This window comes from Bombilactobacillus sp. ESL1097, from assembly GCF_058107205.1.
In genome coordinates this window covers 103,316-120,362 of sequence record NZ_JBYLUB010000001.1, presented here as the reverse complement: position 1 = coordinate 120,362, position 17,047 = coordinate 103,316, and the positions used below count along the sequence as shown (strand labels likewise).

Here is a 17,047-nt window from a genome sequence, read left to right as displayed (position 1 = left end):
AACTGGAACCCAAAGAATGCTGCGGGAATTGCAACGACTTTTGTTCTAATCTTTCATGGCTTTAACAAATCAACTAATTGCTGTGCCGTAAAATTGGTAAAATATTGATCCACATCAACCTGATCTAAGGCCTGCGTTAACGCTGATTCCGTATAGTCAATGCCAACTAAATATGCTGGTAATTCACTAACATCTTGTTGGCCAAAGAAATCTCCATAAAACTTAATTTGAGCAATTTTCCCATGGTCAATCAATAACCGCGCATCAATGGTCCCCGCATTAAAATGCTGACGCTTTTGAATGGTAAATTGTGGCGATTGTCCATAAACCCAATCCCAATTGGAATATAATTCTTGGTTTAGTTGGGCAATCCCCGCCTGATCTTGAGCGTTCAAGTGATACTCTTTATCCTTGATGTCTGCTAAGTCTCGTGCTTCAAACAGACTCAACAATAAAGCATCGCGAAACTGTTCAATGGTTAAGTTTTGATATTCAGGTGCCAAATAAGGTTTCAAATTCGTCACGCGACTGCGGACTGACTTAATACCCTTAGACGCAATTTTATCAGGCGCCACCTTGAGTGCTTGGCTCAAAACATCTAAGTCCACATCATAAGTCAACGTCCCGTGCGAGAAAGTTTTGCCATTTTTAGTATACATGGCATTGCCGGAAAACTTTTTACCAGCAATTAATAAATCATTGCGCCCGGAAACTTCTACCCCCGTGGCTCCCATCCGCTGTAAAGCTGCCACAATCGGTTGGGTCATTTTTTGAAAATCGCCAAACCGCTCATCTTGCGCATTAATCACAAAACTAAAAGAGACGTTACCTAAGTCATCATACACGGCGCCACCACCCGAAAGCCGTCGGGTAACCGTAATTTGGTGTGCTTTCACGTAATCTAAGTTTAATTCTTCCAAAGTATTTTGATTGCGTCCCACAATAATACACGGTTTTTGAATATAGAACAAAACCAATGGTTCATCAAAGTCCTTATTGTTCATTAAATATTGTTCGGTTGCCAGATTTTCACGAATATCTTGTGCTGGCATGCAAAAATAATACACGGTCCTGCACTCCTTTGGAAAAGATTTTTAAGGTGTCACTAGCTTGATCAAATCATCTGCTTTAATACCGGTAAAATACTGGTCTAAATCAATCGTTTGTAATTTTTGAGCAAGATGATCATAATCATAAGTCACACCTTGAAGTTGTTGTTCTAATTGTTCAACATCTTGTGTACCAAAGAAATCACCGTAAAACTTAGCTTGACTAATCTTGCCTTGCTCAATGACAAACCGTGCATCAATGGTCCCCATCTCAAAGTGTTGGCGATTCTTCACGGTAAACTCGGGTGATTTGCCGTACACCCAATCCCAATTAGCGTAAATGTCTGTTTTTAATTGCGCAATTGCTTGCTGGTCTTGGGCGGTAATTTGGTATTCGTGATCTTTAATGTCTGCTAAATCATCAGCTTGAAAGAGACTTAATAACAAAATATCGCGAAATTGTTCCGTCGTTAAATTTTGATACTGTGCATCTAAATACGGCCGAATATTCGTTACCCGACTGCGCACCGACTTAATACCTTTAGAAGCAATCTTATCTTTGGGTACATGCAAGGCTTTTGTCAGGACGTCTAAATCGACATCATACGATAAAGTACCATGTGAGAAAGTTTTGCCATTCTTGGTATACATGGCATTGCCCGAAAACTTTTTACCGTCTATTAAAATATCATTGCGCCCGGAAACTTGCGCCCCGGTTGCCCCTAAGCGGTGTAAGGCGTCAACCAACGGTTGGGTTATTTTTTTAAAGTCACCAAACTTTTCATTTTTTGCATCAACTACAAAACTAAAACAAAGATTACCCAAATCTTGATATACTGCGCCGCCCCCCGAAAGTCGTCGAGTAACCGTGATTTGATGTTGACGGACATAGTCGTTATTCAATTCTTCAATTGTGTTTTGATTATGACCAACAATAATACAAGGACTTTCAATATAAAACAATACTAGTGGTTCATCAAAATCCTTATTATTCATTAAATACTGCTCAGTGGCTAGATTATCACGGATATCATGCGATTGCATTACTACATAGTACATTCAGAGCACCTCTCTTTATAAACGTTTTCAATAACATTATAAAGAAATTAAGCTCAAATGACTATCTTTAATTTATTTTATTTTTAAATTTAATAATTTAACTAAAATATTTTTTAAACAGCCAAAGACGATTAACGCAAAAACTAAACTGGCAACTGCACTACCACCATTAACTAATAACGACCATGTCCACGGATTAAATGCTTTGGGAGCATAAGAACCCCACACCAAGACGCCCGCCACAAAATGACAAAAGTATTTGATAAATAATGCAACACTACTACTAACTAATACTGCTGGCAAAATCGATCGGTGTTGTTGAATCCGCTGCTCAATCACAGGCGCCCAAAGACCAGCTAAGCCTAAGACCCCAAAGGCCACAGGATATTCCAATATTCCTTGCCACACATTTAAAACCGAACCACTACTTAAGCCTCGTAAAATCAAATCCAATAATCCCCACACAATACCAGCGATAATGCCGGCTTTAACACCCCGGCGCCAAGAATATAAACACAAAGGAACGACTCCATACAAAATCTCAATTGAGGAAATTCCTAAACTGTGAGGAATATACGACAAAGCCATGGCTAGCGCCACGATGATTGCACCTTCAACCAACGTTTGTAACTTATTTTTTGACACCAAAAAACACTCCTTTTTAACTATCTCGCAAAAAAGAGTGTCTACCACTAATCACAATTCCTACGCTTGTACTAACAAACAGGTTCCAAGGGTCTGAACTTAATCACTCTCAGCTATTTATAGCTCCCCTTTGCGATGATAATCTGATTTAATTAATTCGAGTGTAACCGAATTGATGTTAAAACACAAGAAAACATCCAAAAAAATAGACTTTTGAGAAATTTCTCAAAAGTCTATTTGGAACATTTAGTTGTTGTCACACAGTTTATTGACCAACTGCTTTTTTAATCAATTGCGTTTGAAATTCTTGCGCATATTGTTTACTCAAAGCTGTCATTTTGGTCTTATTAGTCATTAAACTAGGATCTTTCTTCGCTGCAGCAGCCAATTTTTGTTTAACATAAGCTTGAGCTTGTGTTTTAACTTGCGCTTGACCAGCTGGCGTTTTCATTTGGGCCATTTTCTTTTGTAATTGCTTCACTTGATTCATTGATAAATGTAACCAATTCTTAGGCAAATAGAACGTATTAACCCGTTTAACTAATTTATTATCCATCCCAGAAACGCCAAACCAAATCTTATCCGCATTTGATTTATACTTCCAACGCGTAACCGTCTCTTTTAAAGAACCGTCCTGTTTAGTGGTGGACTTAATGTGGTTATTAGAAATTGTTTCTTCATTAACTTGTGAATGAACGGGCTTTTTCTGATCTGGATCAGTTTTATAAACTTGCACCGTTTCTTTTCCATTGGTACCCACAGTCTTATACAACATTAAGTTCAAGCCATTAGCTGATTTAGCTGGGTAAATCTGGGTAGTTTTACTTTCGGTCACTTGGTGCATACCGAAGTGATTATAATCATTCAAGACTAAAAAGACGAGTGACAATCCGAAAATAATTAAAGCAATAAGCGTAGCGAATGTCCGTAAAAGTGGTTTTCTTAAATAGACAAAACTCATAAAGGTAGCGACTGCACCGATAACTAAAGTTACTAAAATCATGCCTATTCACCCCCCTTTACTACTTTGTTAACATCAACATCTTTAGCCTGGTTCTTTTCCTTTAAGAAGAAGGCCAAAACCACACCAATCACAGCAAAGACTAAGGAGAACATAAAGGAAGCATGATAACCTGCTAAAGTTGCATTTAAGAAGTCATGCTTATATTGGAATGGTGCCGCATGCAATAAATGCTTACCTGGTTGTTGACCTTTAGTAACATTAGTCAATAACGTAATCATAATCGCTGAACCAATCGAAGACGCAATCTGACGTGCCGTGTTGTTAGCTGCCGTACCATCAGCAATTAAATCATCTGGTAAAGCATTCATTCCGGAAGTGGTAACTGGCATTAAGACCATCGAGATTCCTAATGTCCGTACTACCTGTAAAATAACAATGTAACTGGTTGGTGTGTCAGCAGTTAACCACACGAATGGCAACGTTGCTAACGTCAAAATAACCAAGCCAATAACCGCTAAACGCCGACCGCCAAATGCATCAAAGGTCCGTCCTGTAATAGGACTCATGAAGGCCATGACTAACGCCGCTGGTAGTAAAATTAAACCAGACTTCAAAGCACTCATACCGTGCACAATTTGTAAATAAAGTGGTAAGACTGTAGAAACACCTAACATCGCAATTGTCACAATTGAGGACAAAATAGCTGCTAAAGTAAAGTCTGCTGTCTTAAAAACTCGTAATTCCAAGAACGGCTTAGGAATTACTAATTGCCGCCAAATAAAGAGAACGACACCAATTGCACCACCAATTAAGGTTGCTAAAACGTTAGCGGAAGTCCAGCCGTCATTCCCTGCGGCGGAGAAGCCATACAATAAGGCTCCAAAACCTGCCGTGGATAAGAAGACGGATAACCAATCCAATTTTTGTTTGTGGGTTTTTATAACTGGCTTCATGAAGATTAAAGCCAAAATAACTACGACCACCACAAATGGAATTAATAAACCAAATAAATCACGCCAATTCATGTTATCGACGATCCAACCAGATAGAGTTGGTCCAATCGCTGGCGCAAAGCCGACAACAATACCAACTAAGCCTAGCGCGGCTCCCCGCGATTCTGCCGGGAACAACGATAACATAATTGTCTGTAATAATGGCATGGTAATTCCCACACCAACTGCTTGGATTAACCGCGCAGCTAACAAAATGCCGAAACTAGGAGCAATAAAAGCTAAAACTGTCCCAAATAAGAAAATAACCATCGCTGAGATATATAACCATTTAGTATTAACAGTCGTTGCTAAATAAGCAGACAATGGAATCATAATTCCGTTCACCATCAAGAAGCCAGTCGTTAACCACTGAACCGTTGCTGTCGAAACATTAAATGTGGACATCAACTTTGGTAATGCTGTCGATAATAAAGTCTGATTTAACACAGTACAAAATGTTCCAACTAGTAGAACAATAATCAGCATTAATTTGCTGAACTTATTCATTGTGTTACTTTCTGCCAAGTAAAATCCTTCTTTCCAATAAAATTATTCATTAAACATGTAGAACCGATTTAAGAACTTCTTAAATCCCGATAGCAAAGCAATACTGTACAATATAAACTATCTCCTACTCTTTGTCAATTATTTGATATTCATGTTAACAAATTTACAAATTAACAGAAGAACTTTATAATAAGAAGACGTTTAGTTTTGCTACACAAATTTTCTTGATGCTCAGATTTTATTTTAGACAAGAACTAGGTGAAAAATGGCTCAAATTAATGATTACGCACAATGGTTTCATAATATTATTCGACCAGACAATCTGTATCTCAGCATTCGCGACACTGCCCGTGCCTGTCAAGTTACTGATACGCAGATTCGCTACTGGATTAAAAATGGCTATCTCAAAACCGTCAAAACCGAAAACGGCGCAGTGAAGTTACCCTACCAACAAGTAATTCACGCCCGCATGATTAAAAATTTTTTAGACGATGGTTATACCCTGCACGCTGCCGTTGACAAGATGAGAGACAACCTGTCAATTGCCCGCTCTGTCCAGCACATTTTATTAGATAGTATTCAAAATATCTCTATCCAAAATGATAATATTATTTTAGATTTTGGTCCGCTAGCCGAAGATCATAGTCAACATGTCTATTGCATTGATAATCATCAACAAACAAAATTTACTATTCAAAAACCGGAGCTGCTCAATCAAACATTTTAGTCAAAATAACTCTTATGCCAGGCTGCACAGCCGCACTGGCTTTTTCTTTTCAGTAGTAGATTTGTTACAATAAACTAAATTGCTAGTAGCTGGTTAATTGGCTTTATAACCGAAAGCAGCAGTTAATATGAGCTGAATGCATTTTTTTGACGTTACTATTCTAAAGGAGAATTCTGTGAATTTCATTATTAATTTGTACCGGCCGTTTTTTGAGTTACACAATTGGGAGAAAGTCATTCAGTCACCGAATGACTGGTTACTGATTATTTCGTTAATTATTATGGAGTGTCTTTTGTCTGTTGATAATTCGATCGTTCTCGCCGCCCAAGCACATACCTTAAAAACTAAAAAAGAACAGGCAGATGCCCTGTTTTACGGTATTTGGGGAGCTTTTATTTTTCGCTTCTTAGTAATTGGCATTGGCACTTATTTAATTGACTTTTGGTGGATTAAAATCCTAGGTGCAATTTATCTAGTATATATGTCAGTTCATTTTTTCTGGGAAAAATTTTCCGGCGAAAAAAAGCAAATTAAAATGTTTAAAATCAAAGGCTTATCTCCATTATGGCAAGTGATTATTTCGGTTGAATTTACCGATATTATGTTTTCCTTGGACTCCGTTTTAACCCTCATCGCGGTGTCCAATAATCCCGTCATTATTTTAATTGGTAGTGTGATCGGGATTATTGCCATGCGGGGAGTGGCCGAAGTGATTATGAGTTTAATGAACAAAATTCCCGAATTGGAACCCATGGCTTATATTTTAATTTTATTAATTGCCGTGAAATTATTTTTGACGATTCCCGCCATTAACATTGAAATTCCGAATTCCATGTTTACGCTGGCTTTAGCCGTTGCTTTTATTGTTACTTTTGTGATCCATTTTATCCGTAAAAAACAGACTAAAAAATAGTCTGTTTTTTGATTTCATTCTAGCGCTTCGTTATTATGGTAGTAAGATCTCTCCTTAAAATACAAGTATTTTTGCCAAGATCGATTCTATTACCTAATGGTATCAAGACAACAATTAATTGGATTTAACTTGACGCTTATAACACTGGCGTGATTTTAATTAATTGTACTTTTGTCGTAGCTATTTTTAATGTCAGCGACTATTAATCCTGACAAACACAGAGAGGAGTATCAACTGCATGACAGATAATACACCAATGGTGGAGTTTAAAAATGTCACTAAAATCTATAAAGGAAAAACGCCCGCGGTTAGTAACGCTAATATCAAAATTGCTCAAGGAGAATTTTGCTGTTTTATCGGTACTTCCGGTTCGGGCAAGACCACTTTAATGCGAATGATTAATCGCATGAATAGCATTACTTCTGGTGATGTTTTAATTAAGGGAAAAAGTGTTAACAGCTTTAACGCGGTCGATTTGCGCCGCAAAATTGGGTATGTGATTCAAAATAATGGGCTCATGCCCCATATGACGATTAAAGATAATATTATTTTAGTTCCAAAACTATTAAAATGGCCTAAAGACAAACTAGACAAACGGGCCAAAGAATTAATTCAACTGGCCGAATTACCAGAAGAGTATTTAGACCGCTACCCTTCCGAATTATCCGGTGGCCAACAACAAAGAATTGGTGTGGTTCGCGCCCTCGCAGCTGATCAAGATTTGATCTTAATGGACGAACCATTTGGGGCATTAGATCCTATTACGCGGGATAATTTACAAGATTTAGTTCAAAAATTGCAACGCGATACGGGCAAAACCTTTGTCTTTGTCACTCACGATATGGATGAAGCTTTAAAATTAGCCACCCATATTGTCATTATGCATGATGGTCAAGTGGTCCAAGATGATACCCCTGATCAAATCTTACGACACCCCGCTAATGATTTCGTGGAAAACTTAATTGGTGAAGATCGGTTAGCTGAAGCCAAGCATGATATGGTGCAAGTTAAAGAAATCATGTTGACGGAGCCGGTACAAATCAACTTGGGTGCTTCCTTAAAAGAAGCTTTGGTTTTAATGAAACAACGGCATGTTGATACCTTATTAGTAACTGATGATGACAAACACCTCAAAGGTTTGATTCGCATTGAGCGCTTGGAACATCGTTACCATAAGGCCGCAGGAGTCAGTGATATTTTAGATACGAATATCTATACTGTACGTCCTGAAGCCTACTTGCGTGATACAGTGGATCGAATTTTAAAACGGGGTTCTAGTTATGTACCTGTAGTTGATCATAATGGCGTTTTAGTCGGGATTGTTACCCGTTCAGCTTTAGTTAATTTGGTTTACAACACCATCTGGGGGGATAGCGATCCGCTCGCTGAAAGCCAGGATAATAATCACACGCCATCTAAAGGAGCTGAGCAAAATAATGAGTAGTTTTTTAGCACAGCATGGTTCTGAATTATTAGTTAAAACTTGGGAACAAATTTATATTTCAGCTATTTCTCTAGGCTTGGGCATTTTGGTCGCTGTTCCCTTGGGCATTGTATTATCTCGTTTTCCCAAAACGGCCAATATTGTCATGAATATTGCTAGTATGCTGCAAACTATTCCGGCCTTAGCTTTATTAGCCTTAATGATCCCAGTGTTTGGCATTGGGCAATTACCCGCAATTATTGCTTTATTCATTTATAGTTTAATGCCGATTTTGCGTAACACTTATATTGGTATTAAAGGGGTCGATCCTAATATTATTGACTCCGCCAAGGGCATTGGCATGACTAATTGGCAATCAATTATTAAAGTCGAGGTTCCTTTGGCGATGCCCGTAATTATGTCGGGGATTCGTTTATCCGCTATCTATGTCATTGCGTGGTCCACCTTAGCTTCTTACATTGGTGCTGGTGGTTTAGGCGACTTCATTTTTAATGGTTTGAACTTGTTCCAACCAGCCTTAATTTTAGGAGGCACCATTCCAGTCATTATCTTAGCCATTCTCACCGACTATCTATTAGGCAAATTAGAACAAAAGCTAACACCAGTTTCCAGTAAAATTAACTAAGGGGGTTGAACTATGAAAAAGAAACTACGCCACTGTTTACTGGCCTTAGTTTTATTATTAACAACTGTCACCGCTAGTGGTTGCAGCCTACCCGGTCTCAGTTCCGCACAAGGCAATAGTGATACGGTACGAATTGCTTCTTTAAATACAACTGAATCACAAGTTATTGCTAACATTATCAGCGAATTAGTAGCTCATGAAACCAATTATCATACCGAAATCGTCAATAACCTCGGTTCGGCACCGCTTATGCACCAAGCTTTAATTCGTAAAGATGCTGACATTCAAGCTGTATCTTATAGTGGTACCGAATTAACCACGACGCTAAATCTACCGCCAACTAAAAGTGCAGCTAAAGCAACCCGAATTGTTAGTCAAACGGTTAAAAGCCGCTATAATCAAACCTTATTTCCTACTTACGGTTTTGAAAACAAATTTGCCTTTATGGTCACACAAAAAACTGCTAAAAAGTATGGTTTAAACAAGGTGTCCGATTTAGGTAAAGTGGCCAATAGTTCCACGATTGGTGTAGATGCTAACTGGTTAAATCGTAAGGGCGATGGTTATAAAGATTTTACTCGTTATTATGGTTTTGAGTTTGCGAAAGCCTATCCCATGCAGATTGGGTTAGTTTATTCGGCATTAGCCTCTAACAAGATGGATGTCGTTTTAGGTTACTCTACTGACGGACGCGTAGACAGCTATCACTTAAAGCAACTACAAGATGATAAAAAGTTTTTCCCACCATATAAGTGTTCTATGCTCGTGAACAATTCTTTATTAAAAGAACATCCTGATTTAAAACCCATTTTACACCGCTTAGATGGCAAGATTAACGTCCATACCATGCGTAAGCTCAACTATCAAGTTGATGATCAATTGCTAGAACCCCAAGTTGTCGCCCACAAATTCTTACAGGAAAATCATTATTTCCGAGGTGATAAGTAGATGTCACATTTAAATATTTGGCAACAATTAATTTATTATTATCAGCACAACGGCATGTATATCTTGCAACAATTCTGTCGGCATTTTTTAATTTCGATTTATGGCGTTTTGTTCGCGGCCATCATTGGTATTCCTGTGGGCATTTTAATTGCTCGTAATCATAAGCTTGGTAACTTCGTGATCAGTATTGCCAATGTAATTCAAACCATTCCGTCTTTAGCCCTCTTGTCGATTATCATGATTGGCATGGGGTTAGGCGTCAATACGGTCATTGTGACTGTGTTCTTATATTCTTTATTGCCAATTATCAAGAACACTTACACTGGTATGCGCAATGTTGATGCTAATATCATTGATTCTGGTAGAGGCATGGGGATGACCAATTGGCAAATCTTGTATATGGTCCGTTTGCCCCTATCATTATCAATTATTATGGCCGGCATTCGCAACGCTCTGGTCTTAGCGATCGGGATTACAGCAATCGGGGCATTTGTTGGTGCCGGTGGTTTAGGCGACATTATTATTCGGGGTACCAACGCCACCAATGGTGGTGCCTTGATTTTAGCTGGGGCTTTACCGACTGCCTTAATGTCAATTATTTCCGATACCCTTCTCAACTTATTAGAAAAATGGTTAAAACCCGCTGGTTTAGAAGGTTAATTAGCACTATCTAATTAATAGTGCTAATTAGTTGAAATTTATAACGTTGGAGGCTACAATGTGGTTATAAATTGAAAGGAAGTAATCAGTTATGAATAATAATTTAACGAATCGTCGTGGCGATATGTTTGATATGTTCAACAATATGGATCGTTGGTTTAACAATATGACACCGAGTTTTACTAACTCTAATATGAAGACTGATGTTTCTGAATCAAGCCAAGCCTATGATGTTGCCATTGATTTACCCGATTTAGATAAGAAGGATATTAGCATTAATTACGACCGTGATATCTTGACCGTATCTGCAAAGCGTGATTCTTTCTCTGACGCCAGCAATGACCAAGGTCAGATGATCATGAATGAGCGCTCCTACGGTCGCTTTAGCCGCCAATATCGCTTACCTAATGTGGAGCGTAATCAGGTCAGTGCGCAATATACCAACGGTGTTTTACAAATTCATTTACCTAAAGCTCAACCAAATTCTAGTAACGATACCAAAATTGACATTCAATAATTAATATTTCACAACGTCCTCTGCAATTGTTATCGACAATTGCAGAGGATTTTTTTATAATCATTAGCACAACCAGCTTTAGACTTGATTGCTCGTTTTCAAAAATTTTTTTATGTTGCTTATCAAAAAGTGGTAAATTAATTAAGTATTAGTACTCTTGGGAGAATGAAATGAAAAAGAAAATTAATTTATTTCACTTAGTCATGCTGGCACTGGGATCATTAATTGGTTCCGGTTGGCTCTTTGGTTCGTGGGAAGCCGCCAAAATTGCCGGTCCGGCGGCCATTTTAGCTTGGGTAATCGGAGCAGTCATTATTGGCGCAATTGCTTATAATTATGTCGAATTAGGGACCATGTTTCCCGAATCTGGGGGCATGAGTAAATTCGCCCAATATAGTCATGGTTCCTTACTCGGCTTTATTGCTGCCTGGGCCAACTGGATCTCTTTAATTACTCTAATTCCGATTGAAGCAGTAGCGGCCGTGCAATATATGAGTTCGTGGCCGTGGTCTTGGGCTCAATTTACCCACCATTTATTAAATCATGGAGTAATTACCAATTCCGGCTTACTAGTCGTTTTTGTATTCATCATCGTGTTTACACTGATCAATTACTGGTCTATTGATTTATTAACGCGTTTTACCAGCTTCATTTCTATCTTTAAAGTCGTTGTTCCCCTATTAACTATCATTCTATTAACCATCAGTAGTTTTCATCCGGCTAATTACGGCCATAGTTGGCACACTTTTATGCCTTATGGTAGTGCGCCCATTTTTGCGGCCACTTCTGTTTCCGGGATTATTTTTTCCTTTGATGCTTTTCAAACCGTGATTAATATGGGTAACGAAATTACTAATCCGAAAAAAAACGTAGGCCGGGGCATTACCATCTCACTCAGTATCAGTGCTGTATTATACATTCTCTTACAGAGTACCTTTATTACCACATTAACACCCAAAATGTTAAGTCATGGCTGGCAAGGTTTGAATTTTAATTCACCCTTTGCGGATTTAGCCATCTTAATCGGACTTTCCTGGCTGTCAATTCTTTTATACTTAGATGCTTTTGTTTCGCCCTTTGGTACGGGAGTTTCGTTTGCTGCCTCCAGTTCGCGCGCTTTAGCGGCTATGGTCGACAGTGAACACTTGCCGACTTTCATTGGCAAAATGAATGCCAAATACCACACTCCGCGCACGGCCATGATTATTGATGCCGTTTTGAGCATGATCATGGTGAGTGTTTTTCGTTCCTGGTCCACGCTGGCAACGGTCATTTGCACTTCCACATTAATCGCCTATCTTACAGGACCAGTCACTGTCGTTTCCTTGCGTAAATTAGCCCCGCAGTTTCACCGTCCTGTCAAATTAAAACATTTATCCTGGTTAGCACCGCTTGCCTTTGTGCTAACTTCTTTAGCGATTTATTGGGGCATGTGGCCCACTACCATTGAAGTTATTTTAGTCATTTGCCTGGGTCTACCAATTTATTTTTACTATGAGGCCAAAAATCATTGGCAACAAACCAGCGCTAATCTCAAAGGTGCCGCCTGGTTGTTATGTTATTTACTATTTATGACACTTAGCTCTTTACTAGGTAGCCATGAATTTCACGGTTTGAATTGGATCAAATATCCTTGGGACTTTGGTGTCATTATTATCGGCAGTCTATTATTTTACTTCTGGGGTTTGAAAAGTGCTTGGCCATCCACCTTCTTAAAAAAAGCTCAAACGGCCAACCAAAAATCGCACTCTTAATCCTTGACTTCGTGTTACTCGAAGGTGCTACAGTCAATTTATCCTAGGAGGTTAGATCATGAAGCAAGTTCCAAATATTACGTTGAATAATGGTGTGCAAATGCCTCAAGAAGGTTTTGGCGTCTTCAAAATTGCTGATTTAAAGCAGTGCCAAACTGCCGTACAAACAGCTTTAGATACTGGTTATCGCTTAATTGATACCGCGCAAGCTTACTATAATGAAGAAGCTGTCGGTCAAGCAATTGCTGAGAGTTCCGTCAATCGGCAAGATATTTTCTTAACTACTAAAGTTTGGGTTTCAAATTACGGTTATCAACAAACTAAAGATTCTCTCCAAGAATCAATGCACAAACTCCAAACTGATTATTTAGATTTAGTGTTACTCCACCAACCATTTAATGACTACTATGGTGCTTATCGTGCTTTAGAAGAGTTATATCAAGCTGGGCAAATTCGGGCGATTGGTGTTTCCAACTTTTTACCTGATCGTTTTGTTGATTTAGCAGAATTTAACGATGTTCAACCAGCAGTGAACCAATTAGAAACGCACGTTTTCTATCAACAACGTACTGCCAAAAAATATTTAGATCAATACCAAACCCAACTGATGGCGTGGGGACCTTTGGCTCAAGGTCAAAATGATTTATTCCATAATCCCACCTTGGTCCAAATCGGACAACAACATCACAAAACAGCGGCGCAAGTTGCTTTGCGCTACTTGATTCAATTAGGCATTGTCATTATCCCGAAGTATCCCGAAGTCAATTCATCCTGACCGCATGCAACAAAATTTAGATTTATGGGATTTTGCATTAACACCTGAACAAATGCAGCAAATTCAAAAACTAGATGCGCCGAATGCGCCCAGAAAAGATCGGCGTGCTCCAGAAAATGTCAAGTTCTATAAAGACTACGATCAAAATAATCGACCTTCCTAATTAGCTCCGACAGCTGATTAACAAAGAATTACAAATCAAAAAAGACTGGTTCTAGTCATTGATCCTTAAAAACCACTAGCTACAATGCTAGTACGCAATTAACGTGGATCATTGTTCGGCTGATTGCTCCAGTCTTTTTTTGATATACATAGCGAACTAATATTTTATTCAGCAGTCATTTCATTAGTAATCAGGCGAATCTTACTTTGGCCCTGACCCGTAGTCTGAATACGAATTTGATTAGGAATTTGTTCCCGCAATAAATCGACATGACTGATAATTCCGATCAGCCGATCTTGACTTTCCAATTGTTCCAAGGCCGTGAGCGCCGTCGTTAAAGTAGCTTGGTCTAAAGACCCGAAACCTTCGTCAATAAACAGCGTTTCAATACTAATACCACCAGCCTGTTGCTGAATCACTTCCCCCAATGCTAAGGCTAAACTCAAAGCTGCTAAGAAACTTTCTCCTCCCGACAACGTATGAACACTCCGTACTTGGCCGACGTGATCATCATAAACATCAATTTCTAAACCGGTATTTTTCTGATAAACACCTTTTTGTTGGTGCAACAACATGTAATAACGCCCCGAACTTAACTGCTGTAAATGTTGATTCGCGACTTCCAAAATTTCGGCTAGTTGGGCCTGCAAAACAAAACGTTCTAAGCTTAACTTGACTTCATTGTTGCCCGACATTGTTGTCACTAATAAGGTTAATTGCTCTAGTTTTTGCTGAATGGCTTGCAACTTTTGCGCACTAGTTTGGATCTGTTGCAGGAGTTGTTCATTGAATAGAACTTGTTGCTGTAATTGGTCGCAAGATTGTGTTTGTTGCACTAATTGAGCTTGTAGCTGATCCAATTGTGCTTGCAGCTCCTGTAAATCAATCATTTCTTGTTGACCGACTAAATTTTGGTAAATATCAATTTGATTATTCACCTGCTGTAATTGTTGCTGATACTGTGTAAGTTGTGTTTGTAAAGTCGGCAATTGGTCCAGTTGCGATAATAATTGCTGCCATTGTTGTTGCGCATTCTGCGTAAAATGGTCCTGGAGGCGTTGCTGCCAATCAGCGGTTTGCTTGGTCAATTCCGCCGTTAATTGTTGGACTTGTTGGCTTAAAACTTGCGCTTGTGCTTGCGCGGTAACTAGTTGTTGCTTGGTCGTAGCTTGTTGGTGTTCTAGCAACGCTTTTTGATCATTAAATTGGTTAATTTGCTGTTCTAACTCTTCCATACGTTGCTCTAGTTCAGCCTCATGAGACCATTTGATCGTCAATTGCGCTTGTAAATTCTGCTGTTGACTCTGCAAAACTTGAAGTTTTGTAGTCTGCTCTTGTAATTGTTGCTGTGTAGCCTGTTTTTGAGCAAGTTCTGTTTGCCAAGCTTGGCGTAATTGTGGCAACTCTTGGGTTTGCTGTTGCCAGTGAGTCCAACTAGCGGTACGTTGTTTAATTAATTGTTGGTGCTGAGTAATTTGTTGCGTTAACTGCGACTGTAATTGCTCCAGCGTCACAGCTGAATCCCATGTCAGATTGATACTTTGCCATAATTTTTGTAATTGTTGCTGAGATTGTTGGTAATCTAACTGTTGGTTTTGTAATTGCTGCGTTTGCTCTTCTACAATAGTTTGCAAGCGAACTAACTGTTGTTGGTGTTGCTGTAATTGCGTATTCGTCGCTTGCCACTGCTGTAAACTAACAGTAGCTTGCGTAATCACCGGCGGTTTGGGATGCTTGCGACTACCACAAACAGGGCAGGGTTGGTTAGTTTGTAATTGTGCGGCCAAAGTTTGAATTTGTTGGTGTTGACGTTGGCGCTCTTGCTGTGCGGATTGTTGCTGCCAGTGGCGCACATTTTGTTGCTCTTGTTGCAATGCTTGTTGCTGAAGCTTTTGATCCGCCTGCAATTGTACTTGTTTTTGTTGCAATGTACTTAATCGTGCGACCTGAGTTTGCATGGTCTGCATGGTTTGCAATTTTTGCCGGTCTGTAGCGATTTGGCTGAGATCTTGTGGCGGACTTTGTAGTTGGGTTTGAACTTGCTCATACTGCGATTGTGTTTGTTCGACCACTAACTGTTGCTGCTGCAATTGTTCTTGCAAGGTTTGTACTCGGGGCTGCAATTGTTGAATTTGTTGCAGTGTTGCTTGCAACTTAGTCAAAATCGGCTGCTGCTGTTGTAAGAGTTCCAATTCCTGCTGCTGGCGGTCTTGTTGGGCTTGCTGTTGTTGTAATTTACTTAATTGTTGCGTTTGTTGTTGATAAATTTGCTGCTGTTGGCACACTTCTTGCTGGACTTGTTGTAATTGCTGTTGCGAAGATTGTTGACGGTCTTGTTGCTGGTGGATCATTTGTAATAAAGGCTGTTGCTGTTGCACCCACTGCAATTGCGTAATTGTTTGTTGCATTTGCGTAAATTTCGGTTGCTCTTGCCTTAATTTATGCTGCTCAGCCTTTTTTTGCTGCAACAATTGAATTTGCTGATTCAATGTTTGAGCATGTGTTAATAACTGCTGCTGTTGTTGTACTTGTTGCTGTAGCTTGGTTTGAGCGCTTTTTTGCTGTGCCAATTGTTGCTCGTCATGGTCTTGTTGTGTCGTTAACTGGGATATTTTACTATCTACATCACTAGTAGTTGGTTTGACCGCCCAGTGAACCTTCTCCAATAACAGCTTCAATTCTTGTTGCAAATTAGTCTGTGTTTTTTTATAATCTTTCAATTGTTCATTCAAGACTTGCGTCCATTTTTGATACAACTGTGTCCGAAAAATTTTGCGTAAAACTGTTTCTTTATCATTACTAGAAGCCATTAAAAAGCGTTGAAAGTCTCCTTGTGGCAATAACACAATCTGCACAAATTGTTGGCGGGACAGCTGTAAAACATCGAGTAATTTTAAATTAATATCTTTGATTTTGGTCAATTCCGCGATTTGTTGGCCCTGTTCAAGAATTGCTAACCGCCCGGTGCTTTCGTAAACTTTTTGTCCCGCCCCGCGCTTTTTGGGTAGAACCTGCTTAGGACAGCGAGTAATTTGATACTCACGTTGTTGATGTACAAAGTTCAACTGCACTTGGGTGGGTTCACTGGCGGATGCAAAATCCGAACGAAAACTCTCCGGTGTCCGCGCATCGGTAGTTGTTGCTCCATATAAAGCAAAAGTCAAAGCTTCAAAAATAGTGGTTTTACCACTCCCCGTCGGACCGGTAATTAAAAACAAGCCCGAATGTGCAAAGGTCGTAAAATCCACCGTTTCGTGGACATAAGGTCCAAAATTTTGCATTACTAATTTTAATGGCCGCAAAGC

Annotated in this window: 14 protein-coding genes, 1 pseudogene and 1 riboswitch; of the genes and pseudogenes, 9 read left to right on the top strand and 6 right to left on the bottom strand. The window is 39.3% G+C overall.

Features of this window, described 5'->3' with window-relative positions:
* Positions 1–53 precede the first annotated feature (53 nt).
* The 5 genes from lplA (AC3B6D_RS00550) to AC3B6D_RS00530 all read right to left on the bottom strand — a co-directional run bounded on the left by lplA (AC3B6D_RS00550) (position 54) and on the right by AC3B6D_RS00530 (position 5,216).
* On the bottom strand, positions 54–1,067 hold the full coding sequence (lplA, locus tag AC3B6D_RS00550) for a lipoate--protein ligase (protein ID WP_489774678.1): 1,014 nt from the start codon (positions 1,065–1,067) through the stop codon (positions 54–56).
* 27 nt (positions 1,068–1,094) lie between these two features.
* Positions 1,095–2,108 carry a lipoate--protein ligase gene (gene lplA / locus AC3B6D_RS00545; RefSeq protein WP_489774677.1) on the bottom strand — a complete coding sequence of 338 codons (1,014 nt, stop codon included), beginning with the start codon at positions 2,106–2,108 and terminating at the stop codon, positions 1,095–1,097.
* Between the two features lie 72 nt (positions 2,109–2,180).
* Positions 2,181–2,753: an energy-coupled thiamine transporter ThiT gene (gene thiT / locus AC3B6D_RS00540; protein WP_489769314.1), complete on the bottom strand. Its 573-nt coding sequence runs from the start codon at positions 2,751–2,753 to the stop codon at positions 2,181–2,183.
* Between the two features lie 40 nt (positions 2,754–2,793).
* Positions 2,794–2,893, bottom strand: a riboswitch (TPP riboswitch).
* 125 nt (positions 2,894–3,018) lie between these two features.
* Complete coding sequence (locus AC3B6D_RS00535) at positions 3,019–3,756, bottom strand: DUF4811 domain-containing protein (RefSeq protein ID WP_489769315.1); 738 nt, start codon at positions 3,754–3,756, stop codon at positions 3,019–3,021.
* A 2-nt stretch (positions 3,757–3,758) separates the two neighbouring features.
* Positions 3,759–5,216 (bottom strand): MDR family MFS transporter, encoded by a 1,458-nt coding sequence (locus AC3B6D_RS00530; RefSeq protein WP_489774992.1) that lies wholly within the window; start codon positions 5,214–5,216, stop codon positions 3,759–3,761.
* A gap of 265 nt (positions 5,217–5,481) precedes the next feature.
* Here AC3B6D_RS00530 and AC3B6D_RS00525 point away from each other — a divergent pair, with 265 nt between their 5' ends.
* The 9 genes and pseudogenes from AC3B6D_RS00525 (at position 5,482) to AC3B6D_RS00485 (ending at position 13,742) form a co-directional block, all read left to right on the top strand.
* Positions 5,482–5,943, top strand: a complete 462-nt coding sequence (locus AC3B6D_RS00525; RefSeq protein ID WP_489756970.1) for a MerR family transcriptional regulator — start codon at positions 5,482–5,484, stop codon at positions 5,941–5,943.
* Positions 5,944–6,118: 175 nt separating this feature from the next.
* The gene (locus AC3B6D_RS00520) at positions 6,119–6,856 is read left to right on the top strand and encodes a DUF475 domain-containing protein (RefSeq protein WP_489756969.1); all 738 of its coding nucleotides are present in this window, start codon (positions 6,119–6,121) and stop codon (positions 6,854–6,856) included.
* A gap of 238 nt (positions 6,857–7,094) precedes the next feature.
* On the top strand, positions 7,095–8,300 hold the full coding sequence (locus tag AC3B6D_RS00515) for a betaine/proline/choline family ABC transporter ATP-binding protein (protein WP_489756968.1): 1,206 nt from the start codon (positions 7,095–7,097) through the stop codon (positions 8,298–8,300).
* Positions 8,293–8,925, top strand: coding sequence for an ABC transporter permease (locus tag AC3B6D_RS00510; protein WP_489756967.1), 633 nt, complete (start codon positions 8,293–8,295; stop codon positions 8,923–8,925). Before AC3B6D_RS00515 ends, AC3B6D_RS00510 begins: the two co-directional genes overlap by 8 nt.
* 12 nt (positions 8,926–8,937) lie before the next feature.
* Complete coding sequence (locus AC3B6D_RS00505; RefSeq protein WP_489774676.1) at positions 8,938–9,873, top strand: osmoprotectant ABC transporter substrate-binding protein; 936 nt, start codon at positions 8,938–8,940, stop codon at positions 9,871–9,873.
* The gene (locus AC3B6D_RS00500; RefSeq protein ID WP_489756965.1) at positions 9,874–10,533 is read left to right on the top strand and encodes an ABC transporter permease; all 660 of its coding nucleotides are present in this window, start codon (positions 9,874–9,876) and stop codon (positions 10,531–10,533) included.
* Between the two features lie 91 nt (positions 10,534–10,624).
* Positions 10,625–11,050, top strand: a complete 426-nt coding sequence (locus AC3B6D_RS00495; protein ID WP_489756964.1) for an Hsp20/alpha crystallin family protein — start codon at positions 10,625–10,627, stop codon at positions 11,048–11,050.
* A gap of 203 nt (positions 11,051–11,253) precedes the next feature.
* Complete coding sequence (locus AC3B6D_RS00490) at positions 11,254–12,804, top strand: APC family permease (RefSeq protein WP_489757699.1); 1,551 nt, start codon at positions 11,254–11,256, stop codon at positions 12,802–12,804.
* Positions 12,805–12,862: 58 nt separating this feature from the next.
* Positions 12,863–13,742, top strand: a pseudogene (locus AC3B6D_RS00485) (aldo/keto reductase).
* Between the two features lie 164 nt (positions 13,743–13,906).
* Here the strand turns inward: AC3B6D_RS00485 and AC3B6D_RS00480 are convergent.
* A complete protein-coding gene (locus AC3B6D_RS00480; RefSeq protein ID WP_489774675.1) occupies positions 13,907–17,044 on the bottom strand; it encodes an AAA family ATPase in 3,138 nt (1,045 codons plus the stop codon).
* Positions 17,045–17,047 lie beyond the last annotated feature (3 nt).

What these genes read in the sequence shown, in the direction of transcription:
- lplA (WP_489774677.1), bottom strand. Translation starts at nt 2,108, where the DNA reads ATGTACTATGTAGTAATGCAATCGCATGATATCCGTGATAATCTAGCC.
- AC3B6D_RS00535 (WP_489769315.1), bottom strand. Translation starts at nt 3,756, where the DNA reads ATGATTTTAGTAACTTTAGTTATCGGTGCAGTCGCTACCTTTATGAGT.
- AC3B6D_RS00530 (WP_489774992.1), bottom strand. Translation starts at nt 5,216, where the DNA reads ATGAATAAGTTCAGCAAATTAATGCTGATTATTGTTCTACTAGTTGGA.
- AC3B6D_RS00525 (WP_489756970.1), top strand. Translation starts at nt 5,482, where the DNA reads ATGGCTCAAATTAATGATTACGCACAATGGTTTCATAATATTATTCGA.
- AC3B6D_RS00515 (WP_489756968.1), top strand. Translation starts at nt 7,095, where the DNA reads ATGACAGATAATACACCAATGGTGGAGTTTAAAAATGTCACTAAAATC.
- AC3B6D_RS00510 (WP_489756967.1), top strand. Translation starts at nt 8,293, where the DNA reads ATGAGTAGTTTTTTAGCACAGCATGGTTCTGAATTATTAGTTAAAACT.
- AC3B6D_RS00505 (WP_489774676.1), top strand. Translation starts at nt 8,938, where the DNA reads ATGAAAAAGAAACTACGCCACTGTTTACTGGCCTTAGTTTTATTATTA.
- AC3B6D_RS00500 (WP_489756965.1), top strand. Translation starts at nt 9,874, where the DNA reads ATGTCACATTTAAATATTTGGCAACAATTAATTTATTATTATCAGCAC.
- AC3B6D_RS00495 (WP_489756964.1), top strand. Translation starts at nt 10,625, where the DNA reads ATGAATAATAATTTAACGAATCGTCGTGGCGATATGTTTGATATGTTC.
- AC3B6D_RS00490 (WP_489757699.1), top strand. Translation starts at nt 11,254, where the DNA reads ATGCTGGCACTGGGATCATTAATTGGTTCCGGTTGGCTCTTTGGTTCG.